Origin of the sequence: Nodosilinea sp. LEGE 07088, from assembly GCF_015207395.1 — a bacterium.
Classification (GTDB): domain Bacteria; phylum Cyanobacteriota; class Cyanobacteriia; order Phormidesmidales; family Phormidesmidaceae; genus Nodosilinea.
On the sequence record NZ_JADEWX010000113.1, the window covers coordinates 1 to 20,246 of the forward strand.

The 20,246-nt window shown below is 56.4% G+C and carries 18 protein-coding genes and 1 riboswitch; of the genes, 10 read left to right on the forward strand and 8 right to left on the reverse strand.

Translation table 11 applies throughout. The annotated features are described in order from the left end of the window. Window positions 1-11: 11 nt before the first annotated feature. From IQ254_RS20655 to IQ254_RS20685, 7 genes are all read left to right on the forward strand, one after another. The gene (locus IQ254_RS20655; protein ID WP_193968048.1) at window positions 12-1,007 is read left to right on the forward strand and encodes an ABC transporter ATP-binding protein; all 996 of its coding nucleotides are present in this window, start codon (window positions 12-14) and stop codon (window positions 1,005-1,007) included. Between the two features lie 1,084 nt (window positions 1,008-2,091). After that, window positions 2,092-3,585 (forward strand): SLBB domain-containing protein, encoded by a 1,494-nt coding sequence (locus IQ254_RS20660; RefSeq protein WP_193968049.1) that lies wholly within the window; start codon window positions 2,092-2,094, stop codon window positions 3,583-3,585. A 21-nt stretch (window positions 3,586-3,606) separates the two neighbouring features. Next, window positions 3,607-5,844 carry a tyrosine-protein kinase domain-containing protein gene (locus IQ254_RS20665; protein ID WP_193968050.1) on the forward strand — a complete coding sequence of 746 codons (2,238 nt, stop codon included), beginning with the start codon at window positions 3,607-3,609 and terminating at the stop codon, window positions 5,842-5,844. A gap of 228 nt (window positions 5,845-6,072) precedes the next feature. Further along, window positions 6,073-6,531, forward strand: coding sequence for a 30S ribosome-binding factor RbfA (gene rbfA, locus IQ254_RS20670; RefSeq protein ID WP_193968051.1), 459 nt, complete (start codon window positions 6,073-6,075; stop codon window positions 6,529-6,531). Continuing rightward, window positions 6,528-8,213, forward strand: a complete 1,686-nt coding sequence (locus IQ254_RS20675) for a glycoside hydrolase family 3 N-terminal domain-containing protein (RefSeq protein WP_313887514.1) — start codon at window positions 6,528-6,530, stop codon at window positions 8,211-8,213. Before rbfA ends, IQ254_RS20675 begins: the two co-directional genes overlap by 4 nt. 65 nt (window positions 8,214-8,278) lie before the next feature. Then, a riboswitch (cyclic di-AMP (ydaO/yuaA leader) is annotated at window positions 8,279-8,421 on the forward strand. Between the two features lie 111 nt (window positions 8,422-8,532). Then, complete coding sequence (locus IQ254_RS20680; RefSeq protein ID WP_193968052.1) at window positions 8,533-9,867, forward strand: ArsB/NhaD family transporter; 1,335 nt, start codon at window positions 8,533-8,535, stop codon at window positions 9,865-9,867. Between the two features lie 320 nt (window positions 9,868-10,187). Beyond that, window positions 10,188-10,634, forward strand: a complete 447-nt coding sequence (locus IQ254_RS20685) for a hypothetical protein (protein WP_193968053.1) — start codon at window positions 10,188-10,190, stop codon at window positions 10,632-10,634. On the opposite strand, the gene IQ254_RS20690 is transcribed toward IQ254_RS20685, so the two are convergent. From IQ254_RS20690 to IQ254_RS20700, 3 genes are all read right to left on the reverse strand, one after another. Next, window positions 10,631-11,038: a ketosteroid isomerase family protein gene (locus IQ254_RS20690; RefSeq protein WP_193968054.1), complete on the reverse strand. Its 408-nt coding sequence runs from the start codon at window positions 11,036-11,038 to the stop codon at window positions 10,631-10,633. The genes IQ254_RS20685 and IQ254_RS20690 overlap by 4 nt on opposite strands. Window positions 11,039-11,190: 152 nt before the next feature. Beyond that, on the reverse strand, window positions 11,191-11,688 hold the full coding sequence (locus IQ254_RS20695; protein WP_193968055.1) for an orange carotenoid protein N-terminal domain-containing protein: 498 nt from the start codon (window positions 11,686-11,688) through the stop codon (window positions 11,191-11,193). Between the two features lie 126 nt (window positions 11,689-11,814). Continuing rightward, window positions 11,815-12,000: a hypothetical protein gene (locus IQ254_RS20700; protein WP_193968056.1), complete on the reverse strand. Its 186-nt coding sequence runs from the start codon at window positions 11,998-12,000 to the stop codon at window positions 11,815-11,817. 91 nt (window positions 12,001-12,091) lie between these two features. Between IQ254_RS20700 and trpD the strand changes: the two genes are divergently transcribed. Then, on the forward strand, window positions 12,092-13,150 hold the full coding sequence (trpD, locus tag IQ254_RS20705) for an anthranilate phosphoribosyltransferase (RefSeq protein ID WP_193968064.1): 1,059 nt from the start codon (window positions 12,092-12,094) through the stop codon (window positions 13,148-13,150). A 5-nt stretch (window positions 13,151-13,155) separates the two neighbouring features. On the opposite strand, the gene IQ254_RS20710 is transcribed toward trpD, so the two are convergent. The 4 genes from IQ254_RS20710 to IQ254_RS20725 form a co-directional block, all read right to left on the reverse strand. Beyond that, window positions 13,156-13,356 (reverse strand): hypothetical protein, encoded by a 201-nt coding sequence (locus IQ254_RS20710; protein WP_193968057.1) that lies wholly within the window; start codon window positions 13,354-13,356, stop codon window positions 13,156-13,158. A gap of 84 nt (window positions 13,357-13,440) precedes the next feature. Next, window positions 13,441-14,046, reverse strand: coding sequence for a rhomboid family intramembrane serine protease (locus IQ254_RS20715; RefSeq protein ID WP_228040938.1), 606 nt, complete (start codon window positions 14,044-14,046; stop codon window positions 13,441-13,443). A 32-nt stretch (window positions 14,047-14,078) separates the two neighbouring features. Further along, window positions 14,079-15,650, reverse strand: coding sequence for an NAD(P)H-hydrate dehydratase (locus IQ254_RS20720; RefSeq protein ID WP_193968065.1), 1,572 nt, complete (start codon window positions 15,648-15,650; stop codon window positions 14,079-14,081). Window positions 15,651-15,726: 76 nt separating this feature from the next. Continuing rightward, entirely contained in the window at window positions 15,727-16,683 is a 957-nt protein-coding gene (locus IQ254_RS20725) for a hypothetical protein (protein WP_193968059.1), read from the reverse strand. A 599-nt stretch (window positions 16,684-17,282) separates the two neighbouring features. Here IQ254_RS20725 and pip point away from each other — a divergent pair. Beyond that, complete coding sequence (pip, locus tag IQ254_RS20730) at window positions 17,283-18,230, forward strand: prolyl aminopeptidase (protein ID WP_193968060.1); 948 nt, start codon at window positions 17,283-17,285, stop codon at window positions 18,228-18,230. 47 nt (window positions 18,231-18,277) lie between these two features. On the opposite strand, the gene IQ254_RS20735 is transcribed toward pip, so the two are convergent. Then, window positions 18,278-18,763, reverse strand: coding sequence for a hypothetical protein (locus tag IQ254_RS20735; RefSeq protein ID WP_313887516.1), 486 nt, complete (start codon window positions 18,761-18,763; stop codon window positions 18,278-18,280). A 214-nt stretch (window positions 18,764-18,977) separates the two neighbouring features. Between IQ254_RS20735 and IQ254_RS20740 the strand changes: the two genes are divergently transcribed. Beyond that, window positions 18,978-20,111 carry a CHAD domain-containing protein gene (locus IQ254_RS20740; protein WP_193968062.1) on the forward strand — a complete coding sequence of 378 codons (1,134 nt, stop codon included), beginning with the start codon at window positions 18,978-18,980 and terminating at the stop codon, window positions 20,109-20,111. Window positions 20,112-20,246: the final 135 nt, after the last annotated feature.

Below are 20,246 nucleotides of genomic sequence, written 5' to 3' on the forward strand. Positions count from 1 at the left end.
CCCATCCACCCATGCCTCCCGTCACCACCCACCCTCTCCTCCACGTCCACGATCTCTGCAAAACCTTCCCCGTGGGCAAGCAGGCGCACCTCCACGCCGTCGATCATGTCTCCTTCGACATTCAGCCGGGGGAAAGCCTGGGCCTGGTGGGCGAATCGGGCTGTGGCAAGTCCACGCTGATTCGGCTGATTACGCGGCTGCTGGATGTCACCTCGGGGGAAATTCGCTTTGACGACACGATTTTGAGCACGATTGCCGTGCGGCAGTTTCCCCAGAGCCCCTATCGGGCGGGGATTCAGCTGGTGTTTCAAGACCCGACCGACAGCCTCAACCCCCGCTTCACCGCCTACGACACCATTACCGAACCGATTCGGCGGCTGAGCAATGTGCAAGATCAGACCCAGCTTCAGGAGCGAGCGGCGGAGCTGGCGGAGCTGGTGGGGCTGCCCCAGGAACTGTTGAGCCGCTTTCCCCACCAGCTGTCGGGGGGGCAAAAGGCGCGGGTGGGCATTGCCCGAGCCATTGCCCTCAACCCCAAGCTACTGGTGCTCGATGAGCCGACATCGGCGCTGGATGTGTCGGTGCAGGCGGTGATTTTGCACCTGCTGGCCGATTTGAAAGCGCGGCTGGGCATGAGCTATTTGTTTGTCTCCCACGATTTGAACGTGGTGCGGCTGCTGTGCGATCGCATCCTAGTCATGTACCTGGGTCAAATTATTGAGGCTGGCCCCGTCGAACAGGTGTTTAACCACCCGCGCCACCCCTACACTGAGGCGCTGATTTCAGCCATCCCCAGCTTTGAGGCCAAGCCCCATCCGATTCCCCTGACCGGGGAGCCCCGCAGCCCCATTGACCCCAACCCCAGCGTTTGCCGCCTCTACGGTCGCTGCCCCAGGGGTGAAGACCGCTGCCAGCAAGCCATGCCGATGCTAAGAGAGTTGGCTCCCAACCATTGGGTTGCCTGCCACTTGCCCAGCCCTTCGATAGACTGCAGAGGGAAAGAATAGATGGCTCTGCTCTCTCGGGCACGCCACTCTAAAGCAATGTAATCATCAAAAATATGGATGCCAGAGCCGTTGCCGAGGTCTGCGATCGCCCCCGTGCCTGCGATCGCCCTTGCATAGACTTACATTGGAACGGTCACCTAAAGCAGACGCTCGAGGGCTGGTAGTTGCTGCGAATGGAAAGATCTAGACAGTCGTGAGAGTGCGGCTTTTAGCTATATTGCATAGTTCCCGAATATTGAATCGTTGCCTAATGATTCTCGATCAGAACATTTTCTATCCCTGAACTTGTTTATTGCTTATCTACTGACCTTCAAATAGCTTTCCGTTTACTAGACAGGTTGGAGAGTATTTGCCGTTTGCATACCAAGCATTTAGAAAAATTACACTTGAATAAACTAATCACGCTGAATACCGCAAAGCTGGATCGAGCACTCTCAATATCATCCTTATATACAGACATAAGAGCCCAGTCTTGTGTCCTTATGTCTAGGATTTTCCTCAAAAATTTAGTAGTTTCTCCTGGTCGCCCAACGCCTGAATCTAGTGAATGAAAAACAATATATAGCGCTGGCCAGTTCGCTTAGGACATAGACAATCGCCAACCGCAAAAACTGGGGCAGCGAGCTGGCGTATAGTCATCGCTGGTAGGTTATCTAGGGAAACGTCCTAACCTTCGTGGCGATGGCTATAACTGCATAAAATGATTAAACTATGCTCCAGCACTTCTGCAAAAGGACTTCTGTTGCCCTCAAAAAGCATGAATTTTTTATGAAGCCTTACACGAGAGATTTGAAGTCAAAGCAGAATCGTAAACCTGGTGAGTATACTGAGATGAGGATGCGGTGCATTAAACTCGAGAGTGGTTGACAGGGTTGAACAAATCATGAACTGGAGTAGATAGCACTGTTGACAGGGTGAAATTAAGAGAAATTTACATTTGAATGAAGATCTTAAGAGCTGAGTCCCAAGTGGGTTCGCTAAGTAAGGCTTCAAATCTCTATGTTGGCGGATCTACGGCTCAGTATTTAGGATTCCTCGGTGAATCAATATGAATAAATCAAACCTATCTTATTTAAACTTAACTATGGTGATTAAGCAGTTGGGTCAAGCGGTAGGTCGGCCATGCTGTTTGCCCCGCCAATTGTTGGCTCTGGCGTTCCTGGGGGTTTCCGTTGGGGTAGCCGCGCCTGCTTTCGCTGCTGCCGATTTCCCGCTGCCTCAGGCTGCGATGGAGTATAACCTGACCGCCCAGGGAAGGGGTGTCCCCTCGGTCGATGAGCGCTATACCCTCGGGCCAGGAGACCAGCTGGCCCTTACAGTCTTCATGGCCACTCAGTACGACGGTACTTATGAGGTTGTGGTAGATGGTACTCTCAATCTACCGGGGGCGGGCTCAGTCATGGTCGGCGGGTTAACGATGGAGGCTGCGACAGCAGCGGTTAGTAATGCCTATGCCAGTAGACTACGTCGCCCGATTGTGACCCTTTCGCTGGTTACCCCTCGCCCTCTGCGTATTGGTGTAGGGGGTGAAGTGTCTCAACCCGGTGCTTACACCTTGACCCGAGAAGGTACACAGTTCCCCACACTCATCAGGGCCTTAGAACTTGCCGGAGGCGTTACTCAGCTAGCCGATATCAGGCAGGTTGAGATTCAGCGACTGACACAGGATGGTATTAGCCGGACTGTCACCATAGATTTATGGGAGTTTTTGCAGACGGGAAATATTGGCTATGACCTAACGCTCCGAGATGGGGACTCCATTCTGGTGCCTACGGTTGAGCAGTTCGACCGCGTACAATCTGCCCAGACTAACGCAGCTAGCTTTGCCTCTAGTGATAGTGAATCTCTTAACGTTGCCGTTGTGGGAGAAGTGTTTCGGCCTGGGCCTCATACTGTAACGGGCACGACACAAACCACCAGTGCGGGTCTCCAGGGACAAGCCACAGGTTCTGCTGTGCTACCGACAGTTACTCGGGCAATTCAGGTGGCTGGGGGTATAAAACCTGATGCCGATGTCAGGGGAGTGCAGGTATTTAGGCGAACTCGAGGCGGCGATCGCCAGGAAATTGATGTAAATCTTTGGAACCTTCTACAGACTGGAGATCTCAGCGAAGACATTATTCTCCAAGAGGGAGATACGGTCTACGTGCCCACCGCGACAACTCTATTGCCGAGCGATGCAACAGAATTGGCTGCGGCTAGTTTCTCCCCTAACTCCATTAGAATTAATGTGGTTGGAGAAGTAGCGACACCTGGCCCAGTAGAGGTGCCACCGAATACACCGTTGAATCAAGGACTGCTGGCTGCTGGAGGATTTAACAATCGGGCCAGAAAAATTGATGTCGAGCTGATTCGTCTCAATCCTGATGGCACGGTTAGCCGACGCTCTTTGCCAATAGATTTTGCGGCCGGCGTCAACGAAGCTAATAACCCTGGTCTCAGGAATAATGATGTAATCATTGTGAATCGATCTGCTGCAGCTACTGTGGGCGACGCGTTAGACAATGTAGCTACTCCTCTAGGTCGAGCTTTGACATTATTCACCGTCCCAGCTACGCTACTTCAACTATTTGATTAACTTGACCCTGACGTTTTGTTCATGGTTTCTTTTATGATTTCTGATAGCTCTCAATTTATACCTAAACCGCAGAATGATGACGATGCCGAGGGAGGGTTGCAGCTAGGTAGAGTTTTCTCGGCCCTGCGGCGTCATGCACTGCTGATTGCTGGCATTACAACCTTGACGGCTTCGGCGGCTGTATTGAAAGCAGTGGTCGATAATCCCTCATATCAAGGGGATTTTGAGCTGTTAACTAGTCCAGTTACGGTTGAAAGTACTATTGTTTCTGCTGCTGCCGAAGGCCAGCAGGATCCCGCTGCCCTATCAGAGCTTTCGTTAAACGCGACTAAGCTTAAGGTTTTGCTCAGTCCGCGAGTTATCGATCCAGTGGTGGAGAGACTCCAAGCTCAGTTTCCTGGAACAACCTATGACGAAATTTATGGAAACCTTGTTCTGGCAATCTCCCCCGAAGCTGAGGATGTTCTGATTGTTTCCTATGGCTCTCCCGATAAAGAGAAGACCATGGCTGTGCTGGAGTATTTATCTGAGGCTTATCTAGATTTTGGTCTTGAAGATCGCCAGAGAGACTTGCTTCGCGGAATTGCCTTCGTCGATGAGCAACTGCCAACGTTACAGCAACGAGTAGAAATTGCAGAATCCCGGCTGGAAAGTCTACGGCAATCATCTAACTTAGTTGATCCGGTTTCCCAAGGAGCGCAGCTTACACAACAGATTGGGGGATTTACCCAGCAAGCTCTAGCCTTACAAGTAGAAATTAGAGAGAGAGAAAAAAGCTACCAAGATCTTCAAGGTGAACTGGCAAGAAGTCGAGATTTGGCGGCTTCCCCCACTCTAGCTGCTGATCCAAACTATCAAAACCTATTAACGAAACTTGTAGAGGTCGATAGTCAACTGTCGGCACAATCTGCGCTCTATCTCAATGAAAGCCCTGAGATAGCAGTGATTGAAGATCAGCGAGAAAATTTACTCCCAGTCCTGAGGCGGGAAGGGGAACGGGTACAGCGACAGTTGGCTAATACAATTGGAGAACTTCGGGTTAGGGAGCAAGGAATTCGGAATACCATCAACAGTTTAAACCAGCAACTTGAGACTCTAGCAACGACTAGCCGACAATATAACGATATTCAGCGAGAAATTCAGTTTGCCACAGATAACTTGAACCAGTTTATATCTAAGCGAGAAACATTGCGCCTTGAAGCGGCCCAACGTCAGAGTCCGTGGGAGCTTTTAGCACCGATTGATGAACCGTATGCTTCGGCATCTAGTGCTAAACGTAGTCTGGTGCTAGGCACTGTTCTAGGACTATTGCTGGGCTCTGGTGTGGCGCTATTTCGCGATCGCTTCAGCGGTAAGATTTATTCTATTGAAGAACTGAAAGCTGCGACAGGTCTGCCGCTTCTAGGGACTGTCCCCTTAGATCCACTGATGGAATCTGACAGTACTTGGCTGCAGCAATTGCGGCAAATGGCTGAGAGTCAAACCCTGACCAATTTTTCGCAAGAAGATTGGGCTCAACTGATGAATGTTCCATTTTTTGAGTCTTTCCGATCGCTCTACACCACTATTAAGCTCAGCAACCCTGATCGGCCCTACACTACTATGGCCGTGAGCTCAGTTTCACCTAATGCGGGTAAAACGACGGTCAGTTTTTATCTGGCTTTAGCCGCCGCTATGATGGGCGAACGGGTTTTAGTAGTTGATACTGACCTGCGCCGCCCTAGTCTACACCGCTATGGGCAGGTAGATGGCGATAGGGGATTAACCAATTTACTTGGGGACGGGTTCAATGTTGACAAGCTAGCGCAGCCTTTCTCATTTGAACCTAATCTATGGGTGTTGCCCGCAGGCGTCTTGCCCTCTGACCCTACGCGGATCATTTCGTCTGACGCCATGGAAAGATTTGTACAACGGGCTCGCCAAGAATTTGACCTAGTGATTTATGACACTCCGCCGATGCTAGGATTTGCCGATGCATACCTAATGTCAGCCCAAACCGATGGCCTATTGTTGGTAGCTAATCTGGAAGGTTTAAAGCGAGCCGAGCTGGATAATATCCTTGAACAGCTGAGGCTGACTACAAGCTCAGTGATTGGGCTGGTTGTTAATGCTGTGAAGGGGGAGAACGTGCTCCCTTACGGTTACTACACGAACTATGAAGCTACTCCTGCTGGGGCTAAGGGTTTGAGCGGATTTATTGGTAAAACCCCTCTAGGCAATAAACTGCCAGCTATTTTAGGGACTAAAGATCGCCATTGATGAATGATCAAGGCATGCTTGGGGGGGACTTTTTACGAAGTCCGAGATTTGCCTATGAAGCATGGTTAAACATCCTGAATTCAGTTTGCAACCTTAGGTGACCACCAGATGGCCAGTAACTTCACCTCGTGAGGAGTAAAGCTGTTAGTCTGGTTATTGCCCAATGCTTTTGACCTGGCGGGCCAGGTTTGGGCCGCGCTAATCGATCATATCCAGGAGCATAGACCTATGGCCAACAGCCGTCGTATTGAGCGGGTGGCCTCCCTCATTAAGCGGGAAGTTAGCCAGATGTTGATGTCAAGTATTAAGGATGACCGGGTCGGGGCAGGCATGGTAAGTGTTACCGATGTCGCTGTATCAGGTGATTTACAGCACGCCAAAGTATTTGTCAGCATCTACGGTACCGACGCAGCTAAGGCCGAAACTATGGCGGGGCTGGGGGCAGCAACAGGTTTTGTCCGCAGTGAATTGGGCAAGCGGCTGCGGCTACGGCGTACTCCCGAGATTCTATTTAAAGAAGACCGGGGTATGGAGCGGGGCACACGGGTGCTGTCGTTGATTAACCAACTCAGCCAGGAGAGAGACGAGAAGGAGATTCCTGAGTTGGTTGATGGTGACGTAGAAAACCTAGGGGACGGGGCTAATGCTTGGGTGGACCTGCCTACCGCTGAGAGTGCTGATGAGTGAGTCAAGAAGACGTTAGAGGCGATCGCTCAGGGGCGATCGCAACATCCCGCTTGCCTGCCTCCGACAGCCTATCGTTTGCCGAACAGGTGGCTCAGATGGTTGTGGTGCGGGCCTCCGGTCATCTGTTTGATCACGAAATTTGCTACCCTGCCTGGGAGGCAGACAGCGCTACCCTCAGCCGCTATGTAGAAGAACTGGGTGTGGGCGGCGTAATTTTGCTGGGGGGGAGTGCCGCCGAAGTGGGGCTCAAAACCCAGGCGCTTCAAACTCAGGCCCGCATTCCCCTACTGATCGCCGCCGATATTGAAGAAGGAGTGGGCCAGCGGTTTAGCGGGGCCACCTGGTTTCCGCCGCCGATGGCTCTGGGGGCGATCGCCCGGCGGGATCTGACCAGCGCTCTGGCCTACGCCCAAGCCTTTGGGGCCGCCACCGCCGCCCAATCCCTGGCAATTGGCCTGAACTGGGTGCTGGCCCCGGTGGTAGATGTCAACAACAATCCCGATAACCCGGTGATTAACGTGCGGGCCTTTGGAGATGAATTGGGTCAGGTCAACGCTCTGACCCAGGCATTCATCCGTGGGGCACAAACCCAGCCAGTGTTAACCACGGCCAAGCACTTTCCAGGGCATGGCGACACGGCGACCGACTCTCACCTGGCGCTGCCAGGGCTGCCCCACAGTATGGAGCGACTCAAGGCCCTTGAGCTGGTGCCCTTTGAGCGGGCAATCGCTGCCGGGGTAGACACCGTCATGACCGCCCACCTGCACATCCCCGCCCTCGATACCCGCTACCCCGCCACCCTGTCGGCCCCTACGCTGACCGGCCTATTGCGTCAGCAGCTGGGTTTTGAGGGCCTGATCGTGACCGATGCTTTGGTTATGGGGGCGATCGCCAATACCTATGGCCCCTACGAAGCCGCCGTGCTAGCGGTCGAAGCAGGGGCAGACGTGTTGCTGATGCCCGGTGACCCAGAAGGGGCGATCGCCGCCGTAGTAGAAGCCGTAAATTTAGGCCGCATCGCCCCAGAGCGGATTTTGGCCAGCGTTGAACGTCTCTGGCGTGCCAAGCAAAAAGCCGCCCCAGCCCTGCTTCCCAATGGTGCGGGCCATGCCTGGGAGCATCTGCCACCACCCCCGATTGACCTTCGCGCGCTGGCCCAGCCTGCTACCCAACAGCTTGCAACTGATATACTCACCGCGTCTATGACAGTGCGAGGCCAGATCGAGCCCTGCACCGCTACTGCCCCCGGCGATAACCTTGTGCTCGTGGATGATGCGACCGACTGTCGGTTTTTAGGCCGTACAGCGCCCGTACTGTGTGAGCCTCAGCAGTCCCATTACCAGCTCAAACTAGTTGATACCCAAGGTTGCAGGCAATGGCCTCAGCCAGAGCATCTTCGGCCTAGCCTGGTACAGATCTTCGTGCGGGGCAACCCGTTTCGGGGAGCGGCTCCCCTGATGGACTTGGCCACTACTTGGATTCAGGCTCTTCAAGCGGTTAATCTGTTGCGTGGGGTGGTGATCTACGGCAGCCCCTACGCCTTCGAACAATTACAGCTCGATCTAGATACGCTGGCCCATGGGTTTACCTATGGACAAATGCCCCTGGCCCAGAGCCTGATCTTGGCAACTCTACTGCCGCCGACAGGGTCATCCCTGACCCGGCGTGAGTTTACCGACTAGGTGGCTGAGCCTACGATCGCGATTGTTGATACCTGCCAGATGTGTTAGATTTTCATTCAAACTTAATAGTTACGCAGCCTAATCCAGCCTTGGTTGGAGCGGAGGACCCAATTTTTGGGGCTTATCTCAGGGCGAAACGCATCGCCAGAGAAGGGGATCTCTCACCCCTCGCCCGTCAGCTAACTCCGTCGGCCTTGGGAGAGAACGTACTGGAAGCTTTTTCTAGCGCTATCCGTAGTTCTCCTACATCGGTCTTTCCTCGGTGAACCCTGTTCATCGCTGGAACTCTGTATAGCACCAAAAAACAAGGAGACAGACTATGGAAACCTGGTCTGAGATCACCGACGCGGTGATCTTTTTGGGGGTCTTGGCCCTGATTGCTACTGAGCGCCTACACCTGACCATTGCGGCCTTTTTGGGGGCAATGCTGCTGATCTTTTTGCATGTGCTTACCCTCGATCAAGCGATTGGGTATATTGGCTACAGCCATGCCACTCTGGCCCTGTTCTTTGGGGTAATGGTGATGGTGCGGGCTTTTGAACCCACCAATATCTTTGCCTACCTGGCCACCCAGATGGTGCTCATGGCCCGCGGCGAAGGCAAGCGCCTGCTACTGGGGATTGTGGCCATTACCACCCCGATCTGCGCCGTGCTGCCCAACGCCACCACGGTCATGCTGCTGGCACCGCTGATTCCACCGATGGCGGCAGAACTGAATGTCAATGTCGTGCCGCTACTAATTTTGATGGTGTTTGTTGCCAACAGTGCTGGCCTGCTGACCCTGGTGGGCGACCCGGCTACGTTCATTGTCGGCGACTCGATCAATCTGAGCTTTTGGGACTATCTGTTCCAGATGAGCCTGGGGGGCGTGATCGCGATCGCCACTATTGTCGTCATGCTGCCCCTGCTCTTTCCCCATACCTGGAACAAGACGCTCGACGATCTCGATCATTTGCCCCGCCCCCAGGTCAATCATCCTCGCATGCTGGTCTTGGGCGGCTTTGTTGTGGCCCTAGTGCTGGTGATGTTTGTGGTGGGCGACAGCCTGCCGGTGCCGATTTCTCCAGCGGCGATCGCCCTACTGGGGGCCGCCCTTTGCCTGTTGCTCACCCACCACAGCGGCATCGACACCGTGCAAAATATTCTGCGCGATGTGGACTGGAGCACCCTGGTCTTCTTTATGAGCGTGTTTGTGCTGATCGGTGGCCTGCAAGAGACCGGGGTAATCAGCCAGGCGGCAGGACTACTGGGAGGAGTCATCGGTCAGAACATTGCCCTGGGGGCGATGCTGCTCTTGTTTGTCACCGGCATTCTCTCCAGCCTAATTCCCAATATTCCGCTGGTGGTGGCCATGGTGCCGCTGGTGAAGGAGTACCTGGTGAATGCAAATTTGGCTGGGTCAGAGCTACTATCCCCCGACTTTGCCGGGCAAGTGCCTGCCGAGATTCTGCCCCTATTTGCGGCCATGATGTTTGGAGCCACCCTGGGCGGCAATGGAACTCTGGTGGGAGCTTCGTCAAATATTGTGGCGGCTGGCATCGCCGAGCAGCACGGCAAACCCATCTCCTTTCGGTTGTTTTTGAGCTACGGTCTGCCGCTGATGAGCCTGCAACTGGTAGTGATTAGTATCTACGTTGGGGTTCGCTTTTTATAGCCATCGCCAGCTTGGTTACGACATTCTGCATGCCCTTCTGGAGCGATGGGTGTAGGTGTCAGTTTCTGCGACCGACCCAGTGGGCCGAGTTCGCGTTCCTGATCGGGATGTTTTTTAGGTGGAATACTCTTAAATGCCTACAGTACCTACATTGCCTACCCCCACTCCGGTTGCTTCCGCCTTTTGCCCCAGATTTTCTTTTATATCACTGAGCCTAAAGCCACCTATTAGTTTCCCTAAACTTTTGTTGCGCTACGTTGAGAAAATCTGGGTGATTACACCATGCTAAAAGGGTTGCTCACGATACTTCGATAAAGCTAATGTTCTCTGAGCTCTCCTTAGCACCCCGCTATCGCCTAGATGACGAATCTCCTTGGCTCCAAGGGATTGACCCTCTACGCCGCTACTGGATCTATGTCAATGGTGATGGTCGCTCGGTACGGGCACTATCAGGGTTAACTACCCAGGGTTCAGAGGCATTTAAGCAAGCAATCGGCAGCTTTAGGGCGCTATCTACTGGCCAAGAGCTAACGTTGCCTACGGAGTTAGGCGATCGCCTAACCATTCACTGTGTAGCCACAAACTGCTATGCGATCGCAGACACCTCTACCAGTGCAGAGGTGTGGCACTTGTTCGATGCAGAATCATTAGAATCGCTACTACTCACGGCTCACCCAGACTGGCAATGTGCCCCTCAGCACCTCAATCTTGGGCGATCGCTACTCACTGCGGCCTGGGGTCAGCCTGCCATTGTGAAAGCGGCCTAGCCGCGGTCAAGCTGTATTAGTTCTTGCAGCGACGCCAGCAGCTTAATTTCGACAGACTGAATTTTATTCGCTGCGGCCACGACAAAAGACCACCGCACGTTAACGCTAAAGAGCAGGGTTTTTACGCGGCCCTTGACCACCACCTGCTGCGTGCCGTTGGGGTGCGTGGTGATGTCAGCTTCCACGGGCGTAGCGCGCATGGCCCTGGCTTCGGCCTGGAGATAGATGTAAATGGCGTCGGTGCCGACAATAGGTTCCTCAAAGGGGGCCACCAGCACGCCGTCGGTAGCGAATAGCATGGCCACCGCCCGATAGTCTGCGGCATTGAATTGGGCGAAGTAGCGCTCCACCACCGGGGAAACGGTAGCCAGGTCGAGGGTTGCCTCGGCGGTTTGCGGTCTCATTGTCATGCTCCAGAGATAGCTAGCTTCGACCTATGAGGCCAGACCGGGTCTAGCCTCTATACCTGAGCAGAAAATGCCAAAACCGGGCTCCCTGACGGGCAGCTGAATGAGTCCTTCACCGCCTCAGGAAACCCGGTTTTGGGGACGCCTGCCTAGGCTAGGGGGTCAACCCCCATGGCAACAACGACCTGGCGCAGCACGGTAATCTGCTGGTTGAAGTCGAGTTTAGAAATTTGGCCAAAGATGGCAATACCGGCTGCGCCCAGTTTGTAGTAGCTGGGCACAGGAATGACGGTGCCGGCCTGCATCGCTTCGGCCAGTTGGTACCAGAAGGCTAGCTTGGTGTTGTTGGTCAGTACCCCGTAGGCGCGGGTAGCGGGGGTGCTGTTGCGCTCCACCAGGTCGCGCATAAACTGGAGCTGTTCCGAGGGAGTCATGTCCCGTACCTGGGCCAGGAGCCCCTCAGCAAACTGGAGCCGGGCCGCCCCTGGGGCGGCAGGGGTAATCGCTCGACCCATGTTTTCGTACAGTACCCAGAGCAAACCCAGCTGCTCATCGGTAGCCAAGCCCTTGAAGGCTGAAATTGCGCTGGAAACCGGGGTCGCCAAGCCAACAGAGGAAACCGCCGGAGCGTTAAGTGTGTAGGTCATAAAACCTCCGAAGTGTTTAACGAATCGCCTTCACATCTACACAGTAACAAAAGATTACGAAATGTTTAGTAATTCCGCATTAGGGTTGCTAATGTGCACTCTTGGGGTTTCTCAATGTCTTTAAAGTCACACGGCGTCGAGCATGGCTTTGAATCGGCAGACCGCAGGCCAGCGCCAAAACAGCACCAATACTTGTGCTGCCGCGATCGCAATGCCTAGGGCCTTGTTGTCCTGGCGCGGGGGCTGAGGGGTTTTGCCCTGGGCCCAGGCACGCCGCAGAAGTTGGGCAGGGGGCGATGCGTTTTCAGCCATGGCCGGTAGCCCAGGGTGTCATTCTGGGGTTAGATAGGAGTTGATCATCTGCCCTGTACCTATCCGAGGAGCCTCAGCCGTGACCCAAGCCATGCCCGCTGCCCCCACCCCAGACTGGTCAGCCCTATTGCAGCGTCTGATCGTCGGCGAGTCCCTCGGTCAAGAGCAGGCCGAAACCCTCATGCGGGGGTGGCTAGGTGAAGAAATTCCCCCGGTGGTCTCGGGTGGGTTGCTGGCAGCGCTCCAGGCCAAGGGCGTTTCGGCGGACGAACTGGCGGGCATGGCGCGGGTGCTCCAGGGTCAATCCCTCGGCGGCGAGGGCAAAATTCACCACCCCACCCCTTGCATTGACACCTGCGGCACTGGCGGCGACGGGGCGCACACGTTCAATATTTCAACCTGCGTGGCGTTTGTCGCAGCGGCAGCGGGCATCAAAGTAGCCAAGCACGGCAATCGATCGGCATCGAGCAAGGTGGGGTCTGCCGACGTGCTAGAAGCCCTCGGCGTCAATCTGGGGGCACCGCCGGAGCAGGCCAAGGCTGCCCTCGATGAGGTTGGGATCACCTTTCTCTTTGCCCGTGGTTGGCATCCGGCGATGAAGGCCGTAGCGCCTCTGCGCAGCACACTCAAGGTACGCACGGTCTTTAACCTGCTGGGGCCACTGGTCAACCCCCTACAGCCCACTGGCCAGGTAATTGGGGTCTACGATCTATCGGTGGTGCCCGCTATGGCGGGAGCCCTAAACCAGCTTGGTATGCCCCAGGCGGTGGTGCTGCATGGGCGAGAACGTCTCGATGAGGCTGGGCTAGGCGATAAAACCGATGTGTCGGTGGTCGAAAATGGCCAGGTGACTGGCACCGTGATCGATCCGCAGGCGTTAGGGCTGACGGCAGCTCCCCTGAGTGCTCTGCGCGGTGGCGAGGTAGATGACAATACGGCGATTATGACCGCCGTGCTCCAGGGGAAGGGAACCCAGGCCCAGCAAGATGTGGTGGCTCTGAATGCCGCTCTAGCGCTCAAAGTCGGTGAAAAAGTGAGTGCCGATACTCTCGATGCCTCGATTGCTGAGGGGATTGCGCTGGCCAAAGCCATTCTCGCCAGCGGGGCAGCCTGGGAGAAGCTGGAAGCTCTAGTGGCATTTCTGGCTTAGCGGCGTTACCCGTCGGGAAATTGCCAGCAGGGGATGTGCTCTACCCGATGGCTACCGCAGGCGCAGGGCGCTTCGTCACTGGAGTCTACCCAGGTGGCATCACAGTCGCGGCAATGACAGAGAATATTGTTGAGATTGGCCTGACTCAGGCCAAATTGCCAGCGCTCTAGCTCTGCGGGGGTGAACTGGGAGGGAGAGTCGGCCATGGGCAATTTTAGAACCTGAATTTGCGATTTTAGGGCACAGGTCTAGCTCGATGAGCTGAGTAAGGGCATCTTGATGAAATGCCCCTACCAACCGGAGTTGTTCATCAGCCAGGTTTGCATGGCTTCTAAGTTGCGAGCTACCAGTGCGCCGCCCAAAAATCCCATGCCGTGACCAACCCACGACTTGCCCTGCTGTAGGGGCAGCAGCCCCCAGAGGGCGCTGCCGTAGAGTAAACCGACCACGACGGCGGCGGCGATCGCCCCCGGGCTGCGTTCAAAATAACCCCGCAGTAAGATATACCCCAGGTAACCAAACACTACCCCGCTGGCCCCCAGGTGTCGGGTGCCGGGGCGACCGAATAGCCACGTGCCTATACCGCTAAACAGCCAGCAAAATACGGTTACCAACCCTAGCACCTCTAACCCCTGGAGCAAAATAATGGTGCCCAAAATGACCAATGGCCCCGAGTTGGCGGCCAGGTGACCAAAGCCGCCGTGCAGCAGCGGCGCGATCGCAATACCGGGCAGCCCGTCTAAAGCTCGAGGCACAATGCTGAGCTGGTTGAGCACCCGCCGCCCAGTGGCAACGTCCACTATGGCTAAGGCCCACATCACGGCCAATAGGTAGGCCAGCAGCACTACCCCCTGACGAAAGCCCTCGGGTGGGGTGATTGACTCGAAAGAAAACAAAGCCGGTAAAGCAAAAAATAAACTCACGCTCATCAGGCTAGCATCTGGGCCAGCACCGGGTTGAGATATTGGGCTAAATGCACCCCGTCAACGCCCAGTTCTGTGCGCTCGGCGGCGGCGGTACGGGCCGCCTGTCCGTGCCACCAGGCTCCGGTTAGCGCCGCATCAAGGACTGTATCTAGCGCGCTATCGATGGCATCGGGCCGGGCCGTCGCCATTTCTTGGGCCAGTAGACCGCCGATTAGACCCGCTAAGACGTCGCCGCTGCCGCCCCGAGCGAGGGCGGCAGTGCTGTCGGGTACGTACCAAAGGGTGCCGTGGGGATGGGCGATCGCCGTACAGGCCCCCTTCAGCAGCAATCCCGCGCCACACCGACTGGCCGCCATCTGGGCGGCCGTCCCACTGTCTATGGCATCGGCTAGGACACCTGGAAATAGCCGCTCGAACTCTCCCCGGTGGGGGGTGAGCAGGGTGACGGCCTGCCGCTGGGGCAACGTAGCTGCTGCTCCCAGGTCAGCCAGCAGGTTGAGGCCATCGGCGTCGAGCAGGAGGGCGGTCGAGCTATCGACCACCGTTTGCATGGTAGCCATCGCGTCGCGGCTAAGACCCGGGCCACAGGCGATCGCGCTATAGCGGTTGAGGTCTAGATCCTCAGGCAGGTAGGCGATCGCGCCGCTGGCGGTCTCTGGACACCCCACCACCAGAGCCTCCGGAATCTGGGCTACCGCCATCAACCGCAGCGATTCGGGCACCGCCAGGGTGAGCATGCCGACGCCGCTAGCTCGAGCCCCTAGGGCTGACAGTAGCGCCGCCCCAGCGTAGGGCCGCGACCCAGCTACCAGCAGCAAATGCCCCATCCGGTACTTATGGGTATCGGGGGGGCGAGGAATCGGCAGGCGCGATCGCAGGGTAGCAAGGGTTGCCCGCCGCACCGGGGGTAGTGCCCCCAAAACCGACTCCACGGCTGATGGGGGAATGTCAAAGTCGATTAACCGGGGTTGCCCGATATAAGCCAGCGCCTGGTCTTGGCAAAAGGCCCGCTTCCACAGGCCCAGGCAGAGGGTATGGGTGGCCTTTACAGCAACGCCCTGCACGGCCCCGGTATCAGTGTGCAATCCAGAGGGCAGGTCAATGCTGACGACGGGGCAATCCATGCGGTTGATGGCTCTTACCACCTCGGCCATCGCCCCGGCGATCGGACGCTCTAGACCAAAACCAAATAGCCCGTCAATGAGTAGGTCGCAGGGTTCGACCGTCTCCCCGACTGGAATGCCCAGGTACCGCACGTAGCGCAGATGATCGGCGGTCAATGGCTTGGGTTGGCTGGCAGGGGTGTATACCTGCACGGCGTATCCTTGGCTGGCCAATTCACGCCCTACCACTAGGGCATCGCCGCCGTTATGCCCTGGCCCAGCGACAATGCCGACCCGCCAATACGGCTGCACCGGAAATTGGGCCATGATCCAGGCGGCAACGCGCCCGGCCACCTTTTCCATCAGCGCGGCCACAGGCATGCCCATCTCAAACAGTTGACCCTCGATGGCCCGCATTTGTTCTGCTGTGACCACCCGATCTAACGGCTTATCGAAAAGCCCACCCAACATGCCGTTGACAGCTGCTGTGGCGGGCTGATACTCACGTGTCATCGATTGCTGGCTCTAAACTCCAACGACAGACAGGCTAACGCTCGTAGAAAACTCGGCTGTTAGAAAGGCCCGCGTCCCGGTAAAAATCATTCCAGCGATTGGCTAAACCGCGATCGCTAAAAGGCCCAACTGCTACGTGAGGCCCTCGGGGTGAGGTGCGCTGCTGCACGCGATCGGGCGGTGTGCCCAGCTGAATCACCTGGTTGCTGACGGTGCCCAATCCTTCTGTATCGGTGGGAATCACCACATAGAAGGGGGCGCTAGTGGGGCTGCTGGTGGGGGGAGCGCTAGTGGGCGGCGGCATGACAGCTCCACTGGGGGGCTCAGTCGGAATCCCAGTGGTGGGGGTACTGTAATTTAGCTCTTGGCCAAACTCTACATTGCCAGGGGCTGGGGGCACCTGGGCTGAGGCTGGCGGCAATGTGGGCACCGGCACCCCTGCCGAACCGGGGGTCTGAGCCAGGGCGGCATCGGGCAGGGGGGGTAAATTGCCGGTCGAGGCATAGACATTGGAGGGCAGTGGCGCAGTTTGGGCGTAGTAGGGGATCGCTGCCGCGACTTGCGCGGTCTCAGCCTGCACCCCTAGGGCGGCTAAATCGGTGACGCGCTGTTGAGCGTTGCCAGACATGTTGAAGCGCCCAGCCTGAATCACCGATTGCCCCTGAAAAGTGGTGCGAAAGGCCGTGGGCTCAACCTGCCGCACCTGATTGAGGGTGGCCTCGCTTGTATCGGTAACATAGATCAAATACTGTTGGTCGCCAGAGGGCGTTTGCGGCAAGGCAGCTCCGGGTACTGGTACTGCCCCCGCTGGCACCGGTGGTACCGCCTCATAGCCCTGGGTTAAGCCGGCTGAGGCCGTCCCTAGCACGGCTGCTACTCCTGCGATCGCTGTTGCTACAGTGGTTTGCACGGCAAACCGACCCAGCCTGCGCCCACAGCTTGGGCGGTTAACTTTCTCCGATCTTGCGATCGCAAATCTTGCTTCTTGCATGGCCATCACAACTCCTGCCCATTGGTTTGATGGTGAACCGGCAGACGGTCAAGCAGCACCGACTTTTTGCCCGTCCTATCTGATGTCATGAGGATGTTAGCGCAGATTTCAAAAACCGCATCATTTGGGCGCAAACTTCTGGGCCCAGAGCGCTGGTTGATACCGTCCGGCCAGGTCTGATTGGTTAATTGTGCCTGAGCATTGTGACTTCAGTCACATCTAACTGCCGACAACATCACCAGAACGGGCACAGTAGGTCACCCGCAGCCAGTGTGTCATTTCTTACTATGAGTACAGAACTGCAACCTCCAGCGTTATGGCCAATCCCTGCAGCAAACCCCTTAAAAGCAACCCTTTCATGACTAGGCGCGATCCGCAGACGGGGGCCTGGCAGGTGGTAAAGCTACTGCCCAGGAGTCGTCAATAATTCCTGGGGATGATACCTCTAGCCATCTTCAAGTTGATGGTCAAGACACCGTAGAGGCGACGGTGTCTCAGCCTTCAGAGCCGTCGGAATCTCAGTGGTAACACCAGGACGAGGGAGGCTGGGCTATAGTGTGGCTCATTCTGTCTTTCTCGGCCTGCACTAGACGATCGCCATGCGTCATCTTTACCCCGCTATTGAGCCCTATGTCACCGAATATTTAGCGGTCTCAGACCGCCATCGACTCTACATTGAACAGGCCGGTAATTTCGAGGGCAAGCCCGTCGTGTTTTTGCATGGCGGGCCGGGGGGCGGCACTAACCCTACTTACCGCCAGTTCTTTCATCCTCAGCGCTGGCGGATTGTGTTGTTTGACCAGCGGGGCTGCGGCAAAAGCCTGCCCCACGCTGACCTAGAAGACAACACCACCTGGGCATTAGTCAGCGACATCGAAAAAATTCGGGTTCACCTGGGCATTGAGAATTGGACAGTGTTTGGCGGTAGCTGGGGCAGTACATTGGCCTTGACCTACGCCCAAGCTCATCCCGATCGCTGTAATGGCCTGATTTTGCGCGGCATCTTTACCCTGCGCCAGCGCGAGATCCGCTGGTTTTACCAGGCAGGTGCCAGCTACCTCTACCCCGATGCCTGGGAGCAATACCTGGCTCCGATTCCCGTTGATGAGCGCGATGACTTGGTGGCAGCCTACTACCGCAGACTCACGGGTGATAACGGAGACGAGCGGCTGGCCGCCGCCCGCGCCTGGGCTGTCTGGGAAGCCAGCACGAGTAAGCTGGTACAAGACCCTGGTCTGCTCCATCACTTCAGTGAAGATGAGTTTGCCGTGGCCTTTGCTCGTATTGAGTGCCACTATTTTATCAATCGTGGCTTTTTCGATACCGATGACTATTTGCTCCGGCAGGTACACCGCATTCGCCACATTCCCGGGGTGATTGTGCAGGGGCGCTACGACGTGGTGTGCCCTGCTACGACAGCCTGGGAACTTCACCGTGCTTGGCCCGAAGCTGAGTTTGTGCTGGTGCAAGAAGCTGGCCATTCAGCCATGGAACCTGGCATCACCAGCGCCCTGATTGAGGCGACCGATGCCTTTGTCCGGCAATAGGGATTTGACGGTTCTCCTGACCTTATCCGCCTACCTCGCTCAGGCTCTCAACCCAACGCCCGCCGCGCAATCCAGCGCTGGATGCTCCACAGGCTGCCAGCGACCGTCGCCCCTAGCCAGAGCCCTCGGCCTAGCTGAGTTTGGCCATCGAGCAGGCACCAGCCCCCCAGAAGGCTGAGCGCCAAGGTGCTGCTGGCGACGGTGGTTAGCATGGCGCGTAAAGCGTGGTGGGTGGCGACGACCTGGGCGGCCAGGTCGGCTGGGGGGTGTTTGTCTGCCAAGGTCTTGGAGGCAGTCTGAAACGACTCATAGCTGGCCGCCTCGACCTGGTAGTAGGTGCCCAGGTCGCGATCGCGTAGGGCCGACACCGTGTAGAGGCCAAATTGCTTGGCTTGGGCGATCGCATCGCGAATTTGTCGCTGAGTGGCCACCGGCCCCAGGGCCTCAAACACCGACTGGCGGTAGACTCCGGTTTTAGCCATGCTCAGCACGCGATCGGTGAGTTCTAGTAGGGGTAGAGGGGCAGCATTCACGGGATTAACAACTCCTGACCTCACCTAGATGACTAGGTAATTAGCAAGCTTGTACTACCTCATATTACGGAAAACCAAGGCCCAACACACAGCCTGGAGTGATTATGTTAGAGATTAAGTGAAGGTTACAATCGCCTACTTGGGCCTTGATTCAGCCTTGCGACAACAGGCACTGGCATGGTAAACCACAACACCAGGTCGATTGAGAAGAACTATGGCAACAGCGCTGCACTCCCTCAACCTAGGGGAACTGGCCCACGGGGCGATCGCAAACTATCTGCAAGCCATGGCGGCTTACAAAAAGCCCGTGCTGGCTGACACTGACCCCGAAAACCTGCACCAGATGCGGGTGGGGTTGCGGCGACTGCGCACCGCCGTGCAGGTGTTTGAGGTCGGCCTTGACCTGCCTAAGGCGGGGCGTGAGCCGGCGATCGCGGCAATCGGCTGCAAGCTAGGCCAGCTCCGTGACCTAGATGTGACCTGGATGATATTGCGCGATCGCTACGCCCTCGATCTGCCCGAAAACGAGCAAGCCTGCCTAGGAAAAGTGCTGCTGCGCCTGGCCAAGCGGCGCCACAAAACGTTCAAACAGGTCAAGCAGCTGCTCAAGGGCGATCGCTACGTCAATCTCAAGCAGTCCCTAGCGGCCTGGGTTGACGAGCCCCGATATCGTGCGATCGCGGCCTTGTCCGCCGATTATCTAGTGCCCGACTTGGTATTGCCTTTGATCAGTCAGCTGTGGCTACACCCCGGTTGGTTGGTCGGCACTAAAGCCAGCCGCAGCGGCCTGGCGGTCAACACCCGCCTCAGCCTCAAGGCTACCGATGCCCTGATTGCTGACCAGGGCCCACGACTCCACAGCCTGCGCAAGCAGGTCAAACGGGTACGCTATCAACTGCGCCTGGTGTCCGACCTCTATCCCAACAGCCTCGAAGACGATATTCAGCGCCTGAGCAACCTGCAAGATACCCTGGGCAACCTGCAAGACAGCATGGTGCTGTCAGCCTTTCTTGAAGATGTGATACCGGATGCTAAAGCCCAAATGCCCACCCTGTTTGCCCTGCTGACCGATAGCCGCCACCGCGCCTGGAAGCAGTGGCAGGGTTACCAAAAGCATTACTTAGACCCAGCGCAGCGCCAGCAGCTACAGCTGACCCTGCTGAATCCAACGGGCTCACGGCGAGAGGACGGGGCGAATGCTAACAAGCCCAAGGAAGCAACAGCATCGACAACGACTCCCAAACCGCCAGCGCCTCGCCGGAGTACTGCCAACCGCAAAGCGGCTGGCCCCAAGACTTCGCGGCGAGCTACAAAACCTAAAAAAACAGAAACCCTTGATGCTGAATAGAGGCCTAAACGATAGGTTACGGTCAGAGGCAGGATATGGGATGGTCTCCGCAGGATGGTGCTAGCCTACCCCACGTTACCGATTGCTCAACTCCCTTATTCTCCCCATCCCCCTGATCCCTTCGCCCCCTCATCT